Below are 15,119 nucleotides of genomic sequence, written 5' to 3'. Positions count from 1 at the left end.
GGCCGTTTTCGACGGGTCGGACGTCTTCATCGGGCTGGGCTTGGAACCGGGGTAAGGCCAGGATGCCTCACGATTTTGGTTCGTCACGCGACCGGCGATCCGCACCCGTGCCGGGGGCGGGCATCGGCTTTCACGAGTTGCGGCAGGCGTGCGAAATCTCCGCATTGCGCGAGGATCTGGAGCGTCTGGCCCACGAGGCCGGCGCCCTGCGTGATGGTGTGGAGCAGGCCGTGGAGACGGTGCGCGACCGTTTTGCCGCACTGACCGCCGAGGAAATGGCCGACCCGATGGTGCTGGCGCCGTTGCTGCAATTGGCGGTCACCACCCTGCTGGAAATTCGCGAGCAGGCCCGGCAGTTGAACACCCAGACCGGCCCGCTGTCGGATGACGAGCGTCCGTCCTGGCTGGGAGCCGCCGACGCTCCCCGCCTGCGACAGCCTGCCGCAATGGCCTGGGGAGTGCCGGATGATCAAGGCATGTCCGACGGCTGGGGCGGCGACGATGCGCGGGAGCGGAGCGACGAACCGCTTCAGGCCGACAGCGCGCCGCCACGTCCGGCCGATTTGTCGGCCCGACCGTCCCAGCCGGCTCTGGCCCCGCCGGCTTCGCAGGCTTCTCCATCTCCCGGCCCCCTGGCACCCGCCCTGTCGCAGGTTGCGGCGGTAAATCCATCCAGTCCAGCCCCTCGGTCGTCGGCTCCGGCACCTGCCCGAACCGCCGAAGGGCAGGCGTCATGGCTTGCCAGCGAACCGGCGCCACCACCGCCGCCATCCCGCGCGGCAACGGTTCGGGCTACTGCCAGCGCTGGCCCAAGACCCAAGGGTGGTATCGACTGGCTGGGGCCGGCCGGACGCTGACATCGGCAAAAACAGCATTTGGACAGGCGTCAAAAACGCTGCGACTCGCGGCGCCCGCACCCCTTTTGCGCCCGACGCAAAAGGTCAGATTCTGAACGATTGAGCTTGCAAATTCGGGGGAGTTCTAGTACAAACGGCGTATCGGTAAATGAAATTTTACCAAGATTCGCCGCATACCGCGCAACAGTTGCAACGTCCGAGGTCGGTCGCATGCTCCGGATCGACGCCATCGCCAAGCAGCATCTGCCCCATCGCACCCGTACGCCAGGGCAGCCGTTGCGCGTCATTCTGGTGGAGCATGATCCCGGCATCGCCGACGCCCTGTCGGTGGTGATGGCGGATCTGGGGCACACCGTCTGCGGCATTGCCCGGACAGAGTGTGAGGCGGTCGATCTGGCGCTGCGTGAACGTCCGGATCTGGCAATGACCGATGCGCATCTCGGCGGTGGAGACGGCATCGCGGTGGCGCGCCGTCTGAACCTGGACCACGGACTGCGGTCCATCTTCCTGTCGGGCAACAGCGACCATGGCACCATGGCGCGCATCACCGAAACCTATCCGCTGGGCGTTGTGCACAGGCCCTTTTCGCATGCACAGCTGAAGATCGCCCTGGATCTGGCGGCGCGTCGCCTGCGCTGATCCCAGCGCCGATTGACGGGTTTCCAGCACTAAGCCGAAGGATTCGGTTTTCCCGCGCCTGTTCCTCTGCTATATTTGTTCATGGAGTGTTCTTGTTTGGAGCGGCAGGGCGAGTGCGCCGGTCCGAACATCACCGGAGCATTTCCGACGGCGGTTGACCGGCGTCGGTCCCTCGTGCTTCGTTGCGCGGGACCGGGGGGATGGTCGCCATTGAACAGCCGGCCCTGCGAATGGGAACCCTCGGCATCTGGGTGCCTCCGCCGGGCATCCTGACGGGTCGGCATGGATGCTGGGACACTCGCGCTTAGGAGCAACGAGCGATGAATGTTTGGACGTTTACGGGACGCCTGGGCGCGGACGGCGAATTGCGCACGACCCAGAGCGGCGAGAAGGTGCTGGGTTTCCGCGTCGCCAACGATGTCGGTTTTGGCGAGCGCAAGACGACTCAATGGGTCGATTGCTCGATCTGGGGCCGTCGCGCCGAGTCGCTCGCTCAGCACCTGACCAAGGGCAAGAGTGTCGTCGTTTCGGGCGAAGTGACCCTGCGCGAGTATGAGAAGCGTGACGGCACCCGCGGCGCCGGCCTGTCGGTGCGCGTGGCCGAAATCGACTTCACCGGCGGCGCCCGTGAAGAGGGTGGCGGCGGCAGCTTCGGCGGCGGCGGTGGCGGCTACGAATCGCGTGGCGGCGGAAGCAGCGGCGGCTATGGTGGTGGCAGCGGTGGTGGTGGCAACTACGGCGGCGGCTCTTCGGGCGGCAACCGTGGCGGCGGTGGCGCTCCGCCCCGTCACGAGGATCTCGACGACGAGATCCCGTTCTGACGCAATCTGCCGAAGTGGTGCGTTCCATCGGCCGGATGCCAGTCATCCGGCCGATTTCTTTTTCAGCGTCCGGTAAATCAGCCCGCCAGCATCGCGCGCAGGCGCGGGGCCATATGGTCCAGAAAGGCTCGGACACGGCGTGGCGCACGGTCGCGGCCGGTATAGACGGCGTGGATTTCCTCGGTATCGACCAGCGTGTCGTCCAGCACCGCGACCAGCCGTCCCTCACGCAAATCGTCGCGGACGTGGTATTCGGCCAGCCGCGCCAGCCCCAGTCCCAGCAGCGCCATATGGCGAACCGTCTCGCCATTGTTGGCCAGGATGCGGGTCGGCACCTCGCGATCCACCAGCCGTCCGCCGGACTTCAGCGGCCAGACCGCGGCGGCACGGCGGAAATTGAAGCCCAGACAGTCATGGGCCTCCAGATCCGCGGCGGTCATCGGAACGCCTTTGCGGTCCAGATAAGCGGGGGAGGCGACGATCCTCCGCCTGACGACGCCCAACCGCTGGGCCAGCAGCGCCGAATCGCTCAAGGGCCCGGCGCGGAAGGCGACATCGACACGGGCGGCATAGAGGTCCACCACCTCGTCGGTCATCGTCACGTCCATCGTGATGCCGGGATGGTCACGCAGGAACTCAGGCAGCAGCGGCAGCAGGCAATGCTGGCCGAACGGCACCGAGGCGTTGGCGCGGATCAGGCCGGTCGGCGCGCGGGCGCCGCCGGCAATCTCCGCATCCAGCGCGTCCAACTCTCCCAGCAGCGCCTGTGCCCGTTCCCTATACAGTTCTCCCTCGGCGGTCAGGCGCAGCTTCCTGGTGGAGCGTTCGACCAGCCGCACTCCCAGCCGTTCCTCCAGCCGACCGACCAGCTTCGCCGTGGATGACGGTGTCATACCGACATCGCGCCCGGCGGCGCTGAAGCTGCCCTGTGCAGCAACCCGCAGGAAAACCCGCATTTCCCAGGCGCGCGGATCGCTCATTCCGGCATCTCCGTCCTCACCTTTTCCCTGAATGACAAAATCATGCGAACTGGGCTGGTATTCCCGTTCCTGACCTTATGGCGCACATCGTCTTCCCAGCACAGTCCTTCTTGGAATGGAGACCTTGGAAATGCCACTTGCACTGCTGTCGCTGGCGATCAGCGCCTATGCGATCGGGACGACGGAGTTCGTGATCGTCGGCCTGCTCCCAACCGTGGCGAGCGATCTGGACGTCAGCCTGCCGCTGGCCGGCATGGTGGTCAGCGTCTATGCGCTGGGCGTCACGTTCGGCGCGCCGATTCTGACCGCGCTGACCGGCCGGGTGCCGCGCAAGCCGCTGCTGCTCGGACTGATGGGCGTGTTCGTCGCCGGCAACCTGCTGGCCGGCATCAGCCCCAATTACGAGACGCTGCTGGTGGCGCGGGTGCTGAGCGCCTTCGCCCACGGCGTCTTCTTCTCGGTCGGTTCGACCATCGCCGCCGATCTGGTGCCGGAGGACCGGCGCGCCTCGGCCATCGCCATGATGTTCTCCGGCCTGACCATCGCCATCGTCACCGGCGTGCCGCTGGGCACCTGGATCGGCCAGACCTTCGGCTGGCGCGCCACCTTCCTGGCGGTGTCGGCGCTTGGCGTCATCGGCGGGCTGGGTGTCGCGGCGCTGGTGCCGGCAAGGCTCAGCCGGCCGCCGGCCGCCGGGCTGGGCACGCAGCTTGGTGTCCTGGCGAAGCCGCGGCTTCTGCTGGCCTTCGCCATCACCGCGCTCGGCTATGGCGGCACCTTCGTCGCCTTCACCTTCCTGGCGCCGATCCTTGAGACGATCACCGGCTTCTCGAACTCGACCGTCAGCCTCGTGCTGGTTCTGTACGGTGCCGCCATCGCGGTCGGCAATGTCGTCGGCGGCCGGCTCGCCAACCGCCGGCCGGCTCGGGCGCTGGCCTGGCTGTTCGCCTTGCAGGCTCTGGTTCTGATCGTCTTCACCTTCACCGCGGACGCCAAGGTTCCGGCGCTGATCACGCTGGCCGGCATGGGGGCGCTGGCCTTCGCCAATGTCCCGGGCCTTCAGCTTTATGTCGTCCAGCTGGCGCAGCGTCACGCGCCGGAAGCGGTCGATGTGGCGTCGGCGCTGAACATCGCCGCCTTCAACCTGGGCATCGCGGCGGGCGCCTTCTTCGGTGGGCAGGTTGTTTCCTCCCCGCTCGGTCTCGGCGCCACGCCGTGGGTCGGTGGCCTGTTCGTTCTGGGCGGTCTCGTCCTGACGCTGGCGAGCGGTGCGCTCGACAGGCGGGAGACCGACCGCCGGACGACTGTTCCGGCGGCCTGCTGAACCGGCCTGTCAAACCGGGTCCGCCTCCAACGTCAGCGTGTCGAGCAGGAAGCTGCCGTCTTCGGTGATGTCGAAATGGGTGCGGACCTCCGCCGCCGCACTGCGCTGGAGCGAGCGGATGGCCTGGGCATGGAGGTCCGGGGTGCGGGTGCGGGCGGTCCACACCGGGAACTCCATGCGCAGGCGACGCGGCGTCAGGGACCGGACAGCGAAGCCCGCCCGTGCCAATGCCGCCATCCATTCAGCCGCCGTATAGTTGCGGACATGCGACGGGTCGCGCAGCACCTCGACCACCTGCAGGTGGGTGTCCAGCACGGCGGCGGCCGGTGCGATGCAGTCGATGAAGACCGCAATCCCGCCCGGTGCCAGCACCCGCCGCGCTTCCCGCAGTCCGGCCTCGAAATCACGCCAATGATGGGCGGTGAAGCGGCAGAGCACGACGTCGAACCGGCCATCCTCGAACGGCAGCCGTTCGGCAGGCGCCTGCCGGGTGGCGATGTTGGACAGGCCGCGCTCCGCGGCGGTGCGGGCGACCACCTCCAGCATCTCCGGCGTCAGGTCGACGGCCACGACCTCCGCCACATGGGGAGCAGCGCGGTAGCTGACATGGCCGCCGCCGCAGCCCAGATCCAAAACCCGTGCGTTCGACCGGCCACGCAGGACCAGTTCGATCTGGTCCAGGTCGGCACCGCCGGCATGGACAGCACTGGACACATAGGCATCGGCGCGCGGGCCGTAATTCTCGGCGACGACGCCATGGTGAGTCCGGGTCATGGAGGGCTTCCTTGCAGTTGGCTGGCTGATGTGGCGAGCGTCGCGCCTTTCATAACCGGGTACAAGGCAGGTGGTTATCCTGGTATAAGCACTGCCACCATGATCCGCACACCCGCCTCCACCGGTCAGGCCCCCGTCGATCCAACGGCCGACCGCCGCCGCCTGCTAGCCTCCTTCCTGCGGCGCCACCGTGAACGGATCGCTCCGGCAGAGGCCGGTGTTCGAACCGGCTCCGCCCGCCGGAGAACGCCCGGCCTGAGGCGGGAGGAACTGGCGCAGCTCTGTGGCATCAGTCCGACCTGGTACACGTGGCTGGAGCAGGGCCGCGACGTTTCGGTTTCTCCCGCGGCATTGGCGCGCCTGTCGAATGCGCTGCACCTGACCCCGGCTGAGCGGGCCTATCTGTTCGAACTGACCCGCAAGCGCGACCCGGACATGCCGGCAGCGGGGCAGGCGGACAGCCCCCCGCCGTCGCTGCTGGCGGCGCTGGCGGCGATGACCGCGCCAGCCTATCTCCTCGACCGCTGCTGGAGCGCCGTCGGCTGGAATCCCCGGGCGGAGCGGCTTTTTTCCGGCTGGCTGGCTGGCGCCGAAACCAATCTGCTGCGCTATGTCTTCCTCGACCCGTCGGCCCGCGATTTCATCCAGGATTGGGAGAATCGAGGCCGCCGGCTGCTGGCGGAGTTTCGTGCCGAAACGGCCCGGCACCCGGACGACCCGACACTTCGGCAATTGGTCGACGAACTGCGGCAGGCCAGCCCGCTTTTCGCCCGGTTGTGGGAGGACCAGAGTGTTCTGGAGCGCGAAGGCGGCCTGCGCCGATTCAATCATCCGCTGGATGGCGCTCTGATGTTGGAGCAGGTGACCCTGCGTCCGGGTGACCGGTCCGCTTTCACTTTGGTCATGCTGGTCGAGCCTTCTGCGAACGAGGTCGCGGAGACCCAAGAGTAAGGCTGCCGATCCGACTGCCCTTTGCCGTTTGGCACCTGATCACCGGCAGCCGGGGAGCACGGTTCGTAATTTTCCATCGCAAGCCATTGCAGAAAAATGCAACTGCGTGTTTTTCATACCCTGTGGTTGTGATACTTTGAGGCTGTTTTCGTTCAGCTTGAGCGATCCTAAAAGCGTCATCCGAATAACACGCGTCGAGCTGAAAACGAACGCAACAAAAATCAGGGGAAGGCCTATGGCGCGCTTTATTGCGGGTGGTTCAACCGGGGTTAACACCGACAATATCTATATCGCCGATCTTCTGTATGCGCAGATATCCGGTGCAAACAGCACCTATATTTCGGCAAGCTACGGTGGCGGTGCAGTTACCGAGTTTTATGGAAATTTTGCATACAATTCGACGGGCACCAATGTGGTGGGCGGAACGATTTCCGCCATACGCTCGCTGTCGAATGGCAGGCCGACCTACACCGTCGAAAACCTGTCGGTTCCCGCGACCACCTTCCTCGCGTGGCTGTCCAGTGGCGAAAGCAGCAGCGCACGGTCCTCGATCCTGTCAGGTTCGGACACGATGTTCGGGTCGGATTTCAACGATACGATTCGGGGGTATACCGGAAACGATACGATTCTGGGTGGCGGCGGATCGGACCTTCTGGATGGCGGCTACGGGAACAACGTTATCGACGGTGGTGACGGCATCGATACCGTCCAACGTGATAGGAGCACGTATTGGAATACCGTTTTCAGCTATGGCGGGTCCGTCTATGTCTATGACTCGAACGGTTACGACCAGCTGATCGGGGTCGAATACATCCGCTTCGAGGATCGTACGGTTGCAACCTCAAGCGTTGCTGCACTGGATCCGCTATCTTATCTGGCAGCGAATCCTGATCTGGCCGCCGCGTTCGGCGGAAACACCGCGCCGGTGTTGAGCCATTATCTGAGCGCCGGCATCCGCGAACGCCGGTCGACGACCTTCGATGCCGCGAGCTATCTTGCGGCTAATCCCGATCTGGCCGCCGCGTTCGGTGCGAACACTGTTGCCGCCACCCAGCATTATATCAATGCCGGACGTGTGGAAGGACGCAGCACCAGCTTCAATGCAATGAGCTACATCGCCGCCAATCCCGATCTCATCCAGGCATTAGGAACGAACACGACCGCTGCAGCGCTTCACTATGCCACCGCAGGACGGCTTGAAGGCAGGTCGACCACGTTCAATGCCTCCGCTTATCTTGCGCGGTATTCGGACCTTCGCGGGATGTACGGCACCAGCGAACTGGGGGCTGCGACGCATTATGTGACATCCGGGTATCGCGAGGGACGGTCTGCCGCCCCGCTGACGACATCCACCAGCCGTTCCGCGCAGTTCCTGGCATCCGAACAGGCTTCGGCTTCACTCGCCACCGCTCTTTAACGAAAGAATGGCTCGGGACACCCGAAAGGCAAGTGCTCCCAAGTCATCTGCCTCCGGTCTCGACGCCCCGGTACAGTGCCGATCTCGGAAGGGGTCGGCACTGGCCCGGCTGACAAAAACGCGAAAACCCGCCGAAGGGCGGGTTGGAGGTTTGCTGTATCAGCAATTGGAAAATTGGCTGGGGCGGCAGGATTCGAACCTGCGGATGGCGGTACCAAAAACCGCTGCCTTACCACTTGGCGACGCCCCAACCGGCGCGGCGATCTCTCGTATCGCCGGAAGGAGCGGCACCATAATCGGAAGACCGGCCGAACGCAACAGGCTGTTTTCAGAAAATTTTTGCTATCGATCAGCCCTCCGCGAGGCTGCTCAGCGGCCCTCCCGGCGCCATGCCATCAGCAACCCACCCAGCACCAGGGCCAGCACCGCACCAACCGGCAGCAGCGGTACGTCGGTCACGCCGGTCACCGTATAGTCACCGTTTGCGCGCAGGCCGATCCAGCCGGATCCGGTCTGGCTGCGGTCAGGCTGGGTGCGGCGCACATCGATGCCGGGATTCGGGCCGCTGTCGGTGTCGGTCACCCAATGGATGCCGCCGCCGGTCGCCTCGGCCACCGGCTGCATGCGGTCGCCGGTAGACCTCACGTCAGCCAGTTCCGGCGTGTTCACGGCACCCACCACCGCCAGCGTCGTCCGCTCCCCATCGGAGATGCGGTAGATGCCGGGGGCCGCGGCGGTCACGGTGGCGATGGCCCGGCCGGTGCGGTCGTCGGTCAGTTGGAGCGTGCTGGTCCGGTCGGACGGATCGGTGATGGTGACGGAGCGCGGGTCGGGCGTCAGGGACCGACGTTCGACCGTGATGCGGTTGCCGTCCACATGGGCGCGCAGGTCGTTTTCCTCCAGCTCCGGCTCCTTCATCAGCCAGTGGGCGAGGCGGCGCAGAAGCTCCGCCTGCGGACCGCCGCCTTCGAAGCCGCGGCTCCAAAGCCAGATCTGGTCGGAGGCGAGCTGCGCCACCCGGCCCTTGCCGACGCGGTCGAGCACCAGAAGTGGGCGATTGCCGGCACCCTGCATCACCACGGTGCCGCTGTTGGGCGTCACATCCACCTGATGGAACCAACGGCCCCAGCTCGGTGCCGCGTCCAGCCGATCGCCGGGCAGTCCGGCAGTCACCGGATGGCGGCGGCCGACATCGGTCACGGTCGGCAGGAACGGGCTGTCCACCGTCTGGCCGCTGGGCGCCGCTGGCAGGATCGACCCCAGCGGCGTGCGGTACAGCGACAGCGGCCCGGCATAGCCCTGGCCGGAGGTTTCCAGCAGGGCGCCACCCTTGCGGACATAATCGGCGATATTCTCCAAATACATCTGCGGCAGTACGCCTCGGCGGCGGTAACGGTCGAAGATGATCAGGTCGAACTCGTCCAGCTTCACCTCGAACAGCTCGCGGATCGGGAAGGCGATCAACGACAGCTCACGGATCGGCGTGCCGTCCTGCTTCTCCGGCGGGCGCAGGATGGTGAAATGGACAAGGTCCACCGCCGGATCGGCCTTCAGCAGGTTGCGCCACGTGCGCTCGCCGGCATGGGGTTCGCCGGAAACCAGCAGAACGCGCAGCCGGTCGCGCACGCCGTTCACCACCACCGCCGCGCGGTTGTTGGCGAGGGTCAGCTCCTGCTTCGCCGGCTCGACCTCCAGTTCCAGAACATTCTGGCCGCCATGGGTGATCGGCAGGTCGACGCGAACGTCGCGGCCGACCGGCACGCGGATGGTGCTGGGGGCACCGCCGTCCTGGCGCAGGGTCACCGCGGCGTCGTCGGACTGGCGGCCGGGCATGTCGTCGACGCGGATGGTCAACTCGACCGGCTTGCCGACAAGGCCGTAGTTCGGCGCCTGCACGATGGCGATGCGGCGGTCGCCCTCGTCGCGGTCGCCGGTCAGCAGCGTGTGGATCGGGCCGATGTCGGCCAGCTTGCCCGGCACCTGCGGAACGTCATGCACCTGACCGTCGGTGATGAAGACGGCGCCGGCCATGCGGCGGCGCGGCACATCGGCCATCGCGCGGTTCAGCGCATCGAACAGATGGGTTTCGTTGATGGTGCCGCCGGTCTCGCCGCCCTCGGCGCTGCGGACGACGCGCACCTCCAGATCGTTGAAGCGCTTCAGCCGCTCGGTCAGCTGGTCCGCCGCCCGTTCCGTGCGGGCACGGCGGTCGCCGATGGCCTGGCTCGGCGAATCGTCGATTACCACGACGGCCACGTCCTTGATCGGATCGCGCTTCTCCTGGACCAGCGAGGGGTTGATCAGCGCCAGCGCCAGAACCGCCACCGCCAGCAAGCGCAGCCATGTTCCGCGAGCCCGGCGCACTGCCGCGATCAGCACCACCAGCAGGGCGAAGCCGATGAGTGCGCCCAGCACCGGCCAGGGCAGCAGGGGCGCCAGCGCCACGGAGACTCCGGAGAGCAGATCGACGGGCATCACTGGCCGAGCCTTTCCAGGATGGCGGGCACATGGACCTGATCGGCCTTGTAGTTGCCGGTCAGCGCATACATCACGAGGTTGACGCCGAAGCGATAGGCGATCTCTCGCTGACGCTCGCCGCCGGGGATCACCGCGAACATCGGCTGGCCGTTGCGGCCGACCGCCCAGGCCGACGCCCAGTCGTTGCCGCCGATGACGACCGAGGACACGCCGTCATTCGCCGGCCCCTCCCGTGCTTCGATCCACAGCTGCCCGCCGGCATAGCGTCCGGGGAAGTCGGTCAGCAGGTAGAAGGACTTGCGCAGCACATGGTCCTGCGGAACCGGGGCGAGCGGCGGGATGTCCAGGCCCTGCACCAGCCGTTGCAGAGCGGCCGGACCGCCTCCCGGCGCCTGATCGCGGGTGTCGAACAGGATGGTGCCGCCGCTGCGCATATACTCGTTCACCCGCTGGCGCGCCTGATCGGACAGGGCTTTCTGCCGATCCGACACCGGCCAGTAGAGCAGGGGATAGAAGGCCAGCTCGTCCTGTTCGGGATCGACGCCGACCGCTCCGGCCGCTTCGACGGCGGTGCGCAGGCCGAGGACACTGACCAGCCCCTCAAGCCCGGCGCGGGCGGTGTCGTCGACGCTGCTGTCGCCGGTCTGGACATAAGCCAGGTAGGTCTCCGCCGTCACCTTGACCGCCTTGTCCTGATCGAGCGCGCGGGCGGGCTGCGGAGCCGACGACAGGGCGAGGGCAAGCAGCAGGCCGGCCGCCGCCCCGCCGGCACTGCGCCGCAGGCTGGGCGGGCGCAGCAGGCCGCGCAAGGCCAGTGCGATCAGCAGGTCGATGGACAGCAGGGCCAGGGCCGCCGCCAGCAGCGACGGCTTTAGCGGAACCTCGCCGCGGCCGCCATAGCCGTCGCGGCCCACGCCGGCCGGCATCGGCGGCAGCGGGTCGATGGCGGTGACGGCGGCGGACAGGTTCAGCGCACGCCGGGCATCGTCGGTGCCGTAGAATCCCGGCGGATGGCGCGGTCCGATCACATCGGCGGCAGCATTGCCGGGGATGGGGAAGGCGGTGGGCGGCGGAGGAACCAGCCGGCCGGTGCCGTCCAGCACCTCGACCGGATCGAGCGAGGCGGTAGACGCCATTCCCGTCACGCCGCCGCTGAGCGCGACCAGCCGGCGCAGCATGTCGACGAACAGGCCTGACAGTGGCAGGTTCGACCAGTCCGGGCTGGCGGTGGTGTGGACCAGCACGATCCAGCCGTCGCCGCGCTTCTGCGAGGTGACCAGCGGCGTGCCGTCGGCCAGCCTCGCCCAGGTGCGGTCGGCCAGATCCAGGGCGGGCTCGGCGAGCACCTGCCGGTTCACCTGGACATCGGGCGGGATGGTCAGCCCCTCGAAAGGCGATTTCGGCGGGAAGGGCTGGAGCTTTGCCGGTTCCGACCAGGACAATGCGCCGCCAAGCGCGCGGTCGCCGATGCGCAGCCGCTCAGGCACCAGCGTGTCGGCATGTTGGGCCAGACGCGGGCCGGCGAAGCGGACCAGTACGCCGCCCTTCTTCACCCAATCCTCGATGTCCTGAACCTCGGTCCCGGTCAGGGCGCCGATGTCGGACAGGATCAGCACAGCCAGATCGCGCTTCAGCAGATCCAGCGTCTCGCCGCGACGCACCTCGTTGTAGGGCGACAGCGCGCGTTCGAGATAATAGAGATCGGAGAGCAGCGGCTGGCTTTCCCCCTCCGCCCGGCCGGACGCGAGACCGACGGGGCGGCGGCGCCAGCGCTCGTCCAGCAGGACGGTGGCACCGGCGGTGGTGTCGCCTTCGACCCTTAGGCTTGCAGCGTCGTTGCGCAGCTCTGTCGGCACGTCCAGCCGCACCTCCCGAACCTTCTGGCCCGGCTCGAAGGTGACGGTCTGGCGGGTCAGCAGCCGGCCGTCGGCAGCGGCGAGGCGGACGGTCACCGGCTCCGGCTTCGACGGGTCGGCGCGGACGACACGGGCGGTCAGCGCCGTGCCCTCGCTGGAGGGCGGCAGCAGCAAATGAGGCGGATGCTCGGCGGAATCGTCGAGGACATCGGCGGAGCCCAGCCGCTGCAATCCGGCGGCGAGGGCGGCGGCCTGGCGGTCGCCGACGCCGTCGCTGAGCCACACCGCATGGATCGAGCCGCGCCCGTTGGCCTGCGTCGCCACCGCCTTCAAGGCCTCCAGCGCCGCGGCACGGTCGGTCGGCCAGGGCAGGGGAACCATCGCCTGGGCCAGACGGCGGGCCTCGGGTGCCGGCAGGACGGCGCTTGCATGGATCGGTTGCCCGTCAGCGGCCGGGGCGGTGGGCAGCAGGATCACCGGCCGCTGCTGGCGGTCGGCCTGGGCGATCAGCTCGTCCATCGTGCGCTTGCGGGTCGGCCAGTCGCGCCCGGCCGCCCAGCCATTGTCGACCACCAGCAGCAACGGCCCGCCGCCGGGCAGTGCCGCCCGCGGGTTCAGCAATGGACCGGCCAGGGCCAGGATGATCAGCGCCGCCACGATCAGCCGCAGCAGCAGCAGCCACCACGGCGTCCGGGCCGGCGTCTCCTCCCGCGCGATCAGGTCGCGCAGCAGGCGGATGGCGGGAAACTGGATCGCACGCGGGGCCGGCGGCGTGACGCGCAGCAGCCACCAGAGGACCGGCAGGGCTGCCAGTGCGGTCAAGACCCAGGGGGCGGCGAAGGCGATCGGTCCGAGACCCAGCATTGGCGCGTCTTCACGAGGGGGAGGGGCGAGAAGGGGTAGGCCGGCGCGTCACACCGCCTCCATCGCCATCGCACCCCAGAGGGTGAGCAGCGCGGATTGCGGCGAACGGTCGGTGCGATGAACGGCGAAACTCCAGCCGGCGGTGCGGGCAAGCGCCGCCAGCCCGTCCTGCTGCGCCTTCAGACGCTCGCGGTAGGCTTCGCGAACGGCCTCGACACGGGGGACCAGCAGATTTTGTTCGCCCTCCAGGCCGTGGAAATCGACACGGCCGTCATAGGGCAGCGTTTCTTCGGCCGGATCGAGGATCTGGACCAGATGGCCGCGCAGGCCCCGCCCGGTGAGGCCGGCAACGATAGCGTGGATTTCCGGCAGGGGGGACAGCAGGTCGCCGAACAGAACCGTCTGCGCATGGCGGGGCAGCGGTTCCACACGCGGCAGCGGATCGGGTGCGGCAGCGGCACGCGGGTCGGTCATCAGACGGGCGATGCGGTCGATGGCGGTCTTGCCATGGTCGGGCCGCACGCCGCTGTTCAGCAGGGCGACCCGCTCGCCGCCGCGGGCCAGCAGCACGGCGGTGGCGAGCGTCAGCAGATCCGCCCGCTCCCGCTTGGTCGGCAGCCCGGCGGCGGAACGGAAATCCATGGAGGCGGAGCGGTCGCGCCACAGCCAGACGCTCTGCGCCGCCTCCCATTCATTCTCGCGGACATAGACCGGCTGGGTCTTGGCCGACTGGCGCCAGTCGATCATCGACGGGGCGTCGCCCGGCTGGTAGCGGCGGAACTGCCAGAAGGTCTCGCCCAGCCCGACGCGGCGGCGCCCATGCACCCCCTGGGCGACGGTCGCCGCCACCCGTTCCGCCGCGACCAGAAGCGGGGGCAGGGCGGATGCCAGCTCCTCCGCGCGATGCCGCGCCAGCAGGGTGTTCGACAGCTGACCCGGCGGCTGGCCTTTTTGCGGGGAGTTTGGGCTGCGCGGCATTGCGGCTCCGCTTCGAGGGGTCAGGCCAGAGGCGCGCAGAGGCGGTCGATGACGTCGTCCAGCGTCACCCCATCGGCCCGCGCGGCGAAGTTCAGCGCCATGCGGTGTTTCAGGATCGGCTTGGCCAGCGCAACGACATCGTCCAGTGACGGCGACAGGCGGCCGTCCAGCACCGCACGGGCGCGGGCGGCGAGCATCAGCGACTGGCTGGCGCGCGGGCCGGGACCCCAGGCGACATGCTGGCGCACCTCCATCAGCTCCGACGTCTCAGGCCGGCCGCGGCGGACGAGGTCGAGGATCCCGTCCACCACCCCTTCGCCGACCGGCACGCGGCGGACGAGGCGCTGTGCAGTCTGAAGATCGGCGGCGGACAGCACCGTCACCGCGCGCTCGTCGGTGGCCCCGGTGGTGGCGATCATCATCCGCCGTTCCGCCTCGCGGTCGGGATAATCGACGTCGATCTGCATCAGGAAGCGGTCGAGCTGGGCTTCCGGCAGCGGATAGGTGCCTTCCTGCTCCAGCGGATTCTGGGTCGCCAGCACGTGGAAGGGCTGGGGCAGGGGGTGGTACTGGCCGGCGACCGACACCCGGTGCTCCTGCATCGCCTGGAGCAGGGCCGACTGGGTGCGCGGGCTGGCGCGGTTGATCTCGTCGGCCATCAGCAGTTGGCTGAACACCGGACCGGGCAGGAAGCGGAAGGACCGGCGTCCGTTGTCGCCCTCCTCCAGCACTTCGGAGCCCAGGATGTCGGCGGGCATCAGGTCGGGCGTGCACTGGATTCGCTTTTCGGCGAGGCCCAGCACGGTGCCCAGCGTTTCCACCAGCCGCGTCTTGGCAAGGCCGGGAACGCCGATCAGCAGGACATGGCCGCCAGCCAGCAGCGTGACCAGCGTGCGGTCGATCACCTCCTGCTGGCCGAAGATCACGCGGCCGATGCGGTCGCGGACTGAGGCAAGGCGGTCGCCCAGCGCCTCGATCTCTTCCATCAGCCGTTGCGGGTCCTCCGGCACGGGAGGCTGCCCCCTCAGGATGTCCTGTGCGCTCAAGGTCTGCTGCTCCCCGATGATGGGCCGATCGGTGTCATGGTCGCTGGATTCCGCGACGCGAAACACGGGATCCGCATGGTTGGCCCTGTTCCGGCACCTTGTCGACACCCATTTTCCGAATCCCGCCGCCGGAT

At 67.8% G+C, this 15,119-nt stretch carries 12 protein-coding genes and 1 tRNA gene; 6 read left to right on the top strand and 7 right to left on the bottom strand.

Translation table 11 applies throughout. The features are described 5' to 3' along the window. Positions 1 to 62: 62 nt before the first annotated feature. The 3 genes from ABNQ40_RS23585 (at position 63) to ABNQ40_RS23575 (ending at position 2,317) form a co-directional block, all read left to right on the top strand. The gene (locus ABNQ40_RS23585; protein ID WP_247879810.1) at positions 63 to 857 is read left to right on the top strand and encodes a hypothetical protein; all 795 of its coding nucleotides are present in this window, start codon (positions 63 to 65) and stop codon (positions 855 to 857) included. A 210-nt stretch (positions 858 to 1,067) separates the two neighbouring features. Next, positions 1,068 to 1,496 (top strand): response regulator, encoded by a 429-nt coding sequence (locus ABNQ40_RS23580; RefSeq protein ID WP_109050065.1) that lies wholly within the window; start codon positions 1,068 to 1,070, stop codon positions 1,494 to 1,496. A 320-nt stretch (positions 1,497 to 1,816) separates the two neighbouring features. After that, positions 1,817 to 2,317, top strand: a complete 501-nt coding sequence (locus ABNQ40_RS23575; RefSeq protein ID WP_109050066.1) for a single-stranded DNA-binding protein — start codon at positions 1,817 to 1,819, stop codon at positions 2,315 to 2,317. Between the two features lie 77 nt (positions 2,318 to 2,394). Here ABNQ40_RS23575 and ABNQ40_RS23570 read toward each other — a convergent pair whose 3' ends face one another. Further along, positions 2,395 to 3,297, bottom strand: coding sequence for a LysR family transcriptional regulator (locus tag ABNQ40_RS23570; protein WP_109050067.1), 903 nt, complete (start codon positions 3,295 to 3,297; stop codon positions 2,395 to 2,397). A 130-nt stretch (positions 3,298 to 3,427) separates the two neighbouring features. Between ABNQ40_RS23570 and ABNQ40_RS23565 the strand changes: the two genes are divergently transcribed. Next, positions 3,428 to 4,621 (top strand): MFS transporter, encoded by a 1,194-nt coding sequence (locus ABNQ40_RS23565; protein WP_109050068.1) that lies wholly within the window; start codon positions 3,428 to 3,430, stop codon positions 4,619 to 4,621. 9 nt (positions 4,622 to 4,630) lie between these two features. Here ABNQ40_RS23565 and ABNQ40_RS23560 read toward each other — a convergent pair whose 3' ends face one another. Then, positions 4,631 to 5,395, bottom strand: coding sequence for a class I SAM-dependent methyltransferase (locus ABNQ40_RS23560; RefSeq protein ID WP_109050069.1), 765 nt, complete (start codon positions 5,393 to 5,395; stop codon positions 4,631 to 4,633). Positions 5,396 to 5,494: 99 nt separating this feature from the next. Here ABNQ40_RS23560 and ABNQ40_RS23555 point away from each other — a divergent pair, with 99 nt between their 5' ends. Further along, positions 5,495 to 6,346: a helix-turn-helix transcriptional regulator gene (locus ABNQ40_RS23555; RefSeq protein ID WP_109050070.1), complete on the top strand. Its 852-nt coding sequence runs from the start codon at positions 5,495 to 5,497 to the stop codon at positions 6,344 to 6,346. Positions 6,347 to 6,581: 235 nt separating this feature from the next. After that, the gene (locus tag ABNQ40_RS23550) at positions 6,582 to 7,763 is read left to right on the top strand and encodes a hypothetical protein (protein ID WP_146255496.1); all 1,182 of its coding nucleotides are present in this window, start codon (positions 6,582 to 6,584) and stop codon (positions 7,761 to 7,763) included. A 175-nt stretch (positions 7,764 to 7,938) separates the two neighbouring features. Here the strand turns inward: ABNQ40_RS23550 and ABNQ40_RS23545 are convergent. The 5 genes from ABNQ40_RS23545 to ABNQ40_RS23525 form a co-directional block, all read right to left on the bottom strand. Continuing rightward, positions 7,939 to 8,013: transfer RNA gene (locus ABNQ40_RS23545), tRNA-Gln, on the bottom strand. A gap of 119 nt (positions 8,014 to 8,132) precedes the next feature. After that, positions 8,133 to 10,238: a hypothetical protein gene (locus ABNQ40_RS23540; RefSeq protein ID WP_391349063.1), complete on the bottom strand. Its 2,106-nt coding sequence runs from the start codon at positions 10,236 to 10,238 to the stop codon at positions 8,133 to 8,135. After that, complete coding sequence (locus ABNQ40_RS23535) at positions 10,238 to 12,961, bottom strand: DUF4159 domain-containing protein (protein WP_109050073.1); 2,724 nt, start codon at positions 12,959 to 12,961, stop codon at positions 10,238 to 10,240. Before ABNQ40_RS23535 ends, ABNQ40_RS23540 begins: the two co-directional genes overlap by 1 nt. 48 nt (positions 12,962 to 13,009) lie before the next feature. Next, positions 13,010 to 13,939: a DUF58 domain-containing protein gene (locus ABNQ40_RS23530; protein ID WP_109050074.1), complete on the bottom strand. Its 930-nt coding sequence runs from the start codon at positions 13,937 to 13,939 to the stop codon at positions 13,010 to 13,012. 20 nt (positions 13,940 to 13,959) lie between these two features. Beyond that, the gene (locus tag ABNQ40_RS23525) at positions 13,960 to 14,985 is read right to left on the bottom strand and encodes an AAA family ATPase (protein WP_377809398.1); all 1,026 of its coding nucleotides are present in this window, start codon (positions 14,983 to 14,985) and stop codon (positions 13,960 to 13,962) included. Between the last annotated feature and the right edge of the window lie 134 nt (positions 14,986 to 15,119).

This window comes from Azospirillum sp. A23 (assembly GCF_042938965.1).
Classification (GTDB): domain Bacteria; phylum Pseudomonadota; class Alphaproteobacteria; order Azospirillales; family Azospirillaceae; genus Azospirillum; species Azospirillum melinis.
Note: the sequence above shows the minus strand (reverse complement) of the source record. Positions and strands in the feature narration are given on the sequence as shown.

Coding starts and splice junctions, on each gene's coding strand:
- ABNQ40_RS23585 (WP_247879810.1), top strand. CDS start 63: ATGCCTCACGATTTTGGTTCGTCACGCGACCGGCGATCCGCACCCGTG.
- ABNQ40_RS23580 (WP_109050065.1), top strand. CDS start 1,068: ATGCTCCGGATCGACGCCATCGCCAAGCAGCATCTGCCCCATCGCACC.
- ABNQ40_RS23575 (WP_109050066.1), top strand. CDS start 1,817: ATGAATGTTTGGACGTTTACGGGACGCCTGGGCGCGGACGGCGAATTG.
- ABNQ40_RS23570 (WP_109050067.1), bottom strand. CDS start 3,297: ATGAGCGATCCGCGCGCCTGGGAAATGCGGGTTTTCCTGCGGGTTGCT.
- ABNQ40_RS23565 (WP_109050068.1), top strand. CDS start 3,428: ATGCCACTTGCACTGCTGTCGCTGGCGATCAGCGCCTATGCGATCGGG.
- ABNQ40_RS23560 (WP_109050069.1), bottom strand. CDS start 5,395: ATGACCCGGACTCACCATGGCGTCGTCGCCGAGAATTACGGCCCGCGC.
- ABNQ40_RS23555 (WP_109050070.1), top strand. CDS start 5,495: ATGATCCGCACACCCGCCTCCACCGGTCAGGCCCCCGTCGATCCAACG.
- ABNQ40_RS23550 (WP_146255496.1), top strand. CDS start 6,582: ATGGCGCGCTTTATTGCGGGTGGTTCAACCGGGGTTAACACCGACAAT.
- ABNQ40_RS23540 (WP_391349063.1), bottom strand. CDS start 10,238: ATGCCCGTCGATCTGCTCTCCGGAGTCTCCGTGGCGCTGGCGCCCCTG.
- ABNQ40_RS23535 (WP_109050073.1), bottom strand. CDS start 12,961: ATGCTGGGTCTCGGACCGATCGCCTTCGCCGCCCCCTGGGTCTTGACC.
- ABNQ40_RS23530 (WP_109050074.1), bottom strand. CDS start 13,939: ATGCCGCGCAGCCCAAACTCCCCGCAAAAAGGCCAGCCGCCGGGTCAG.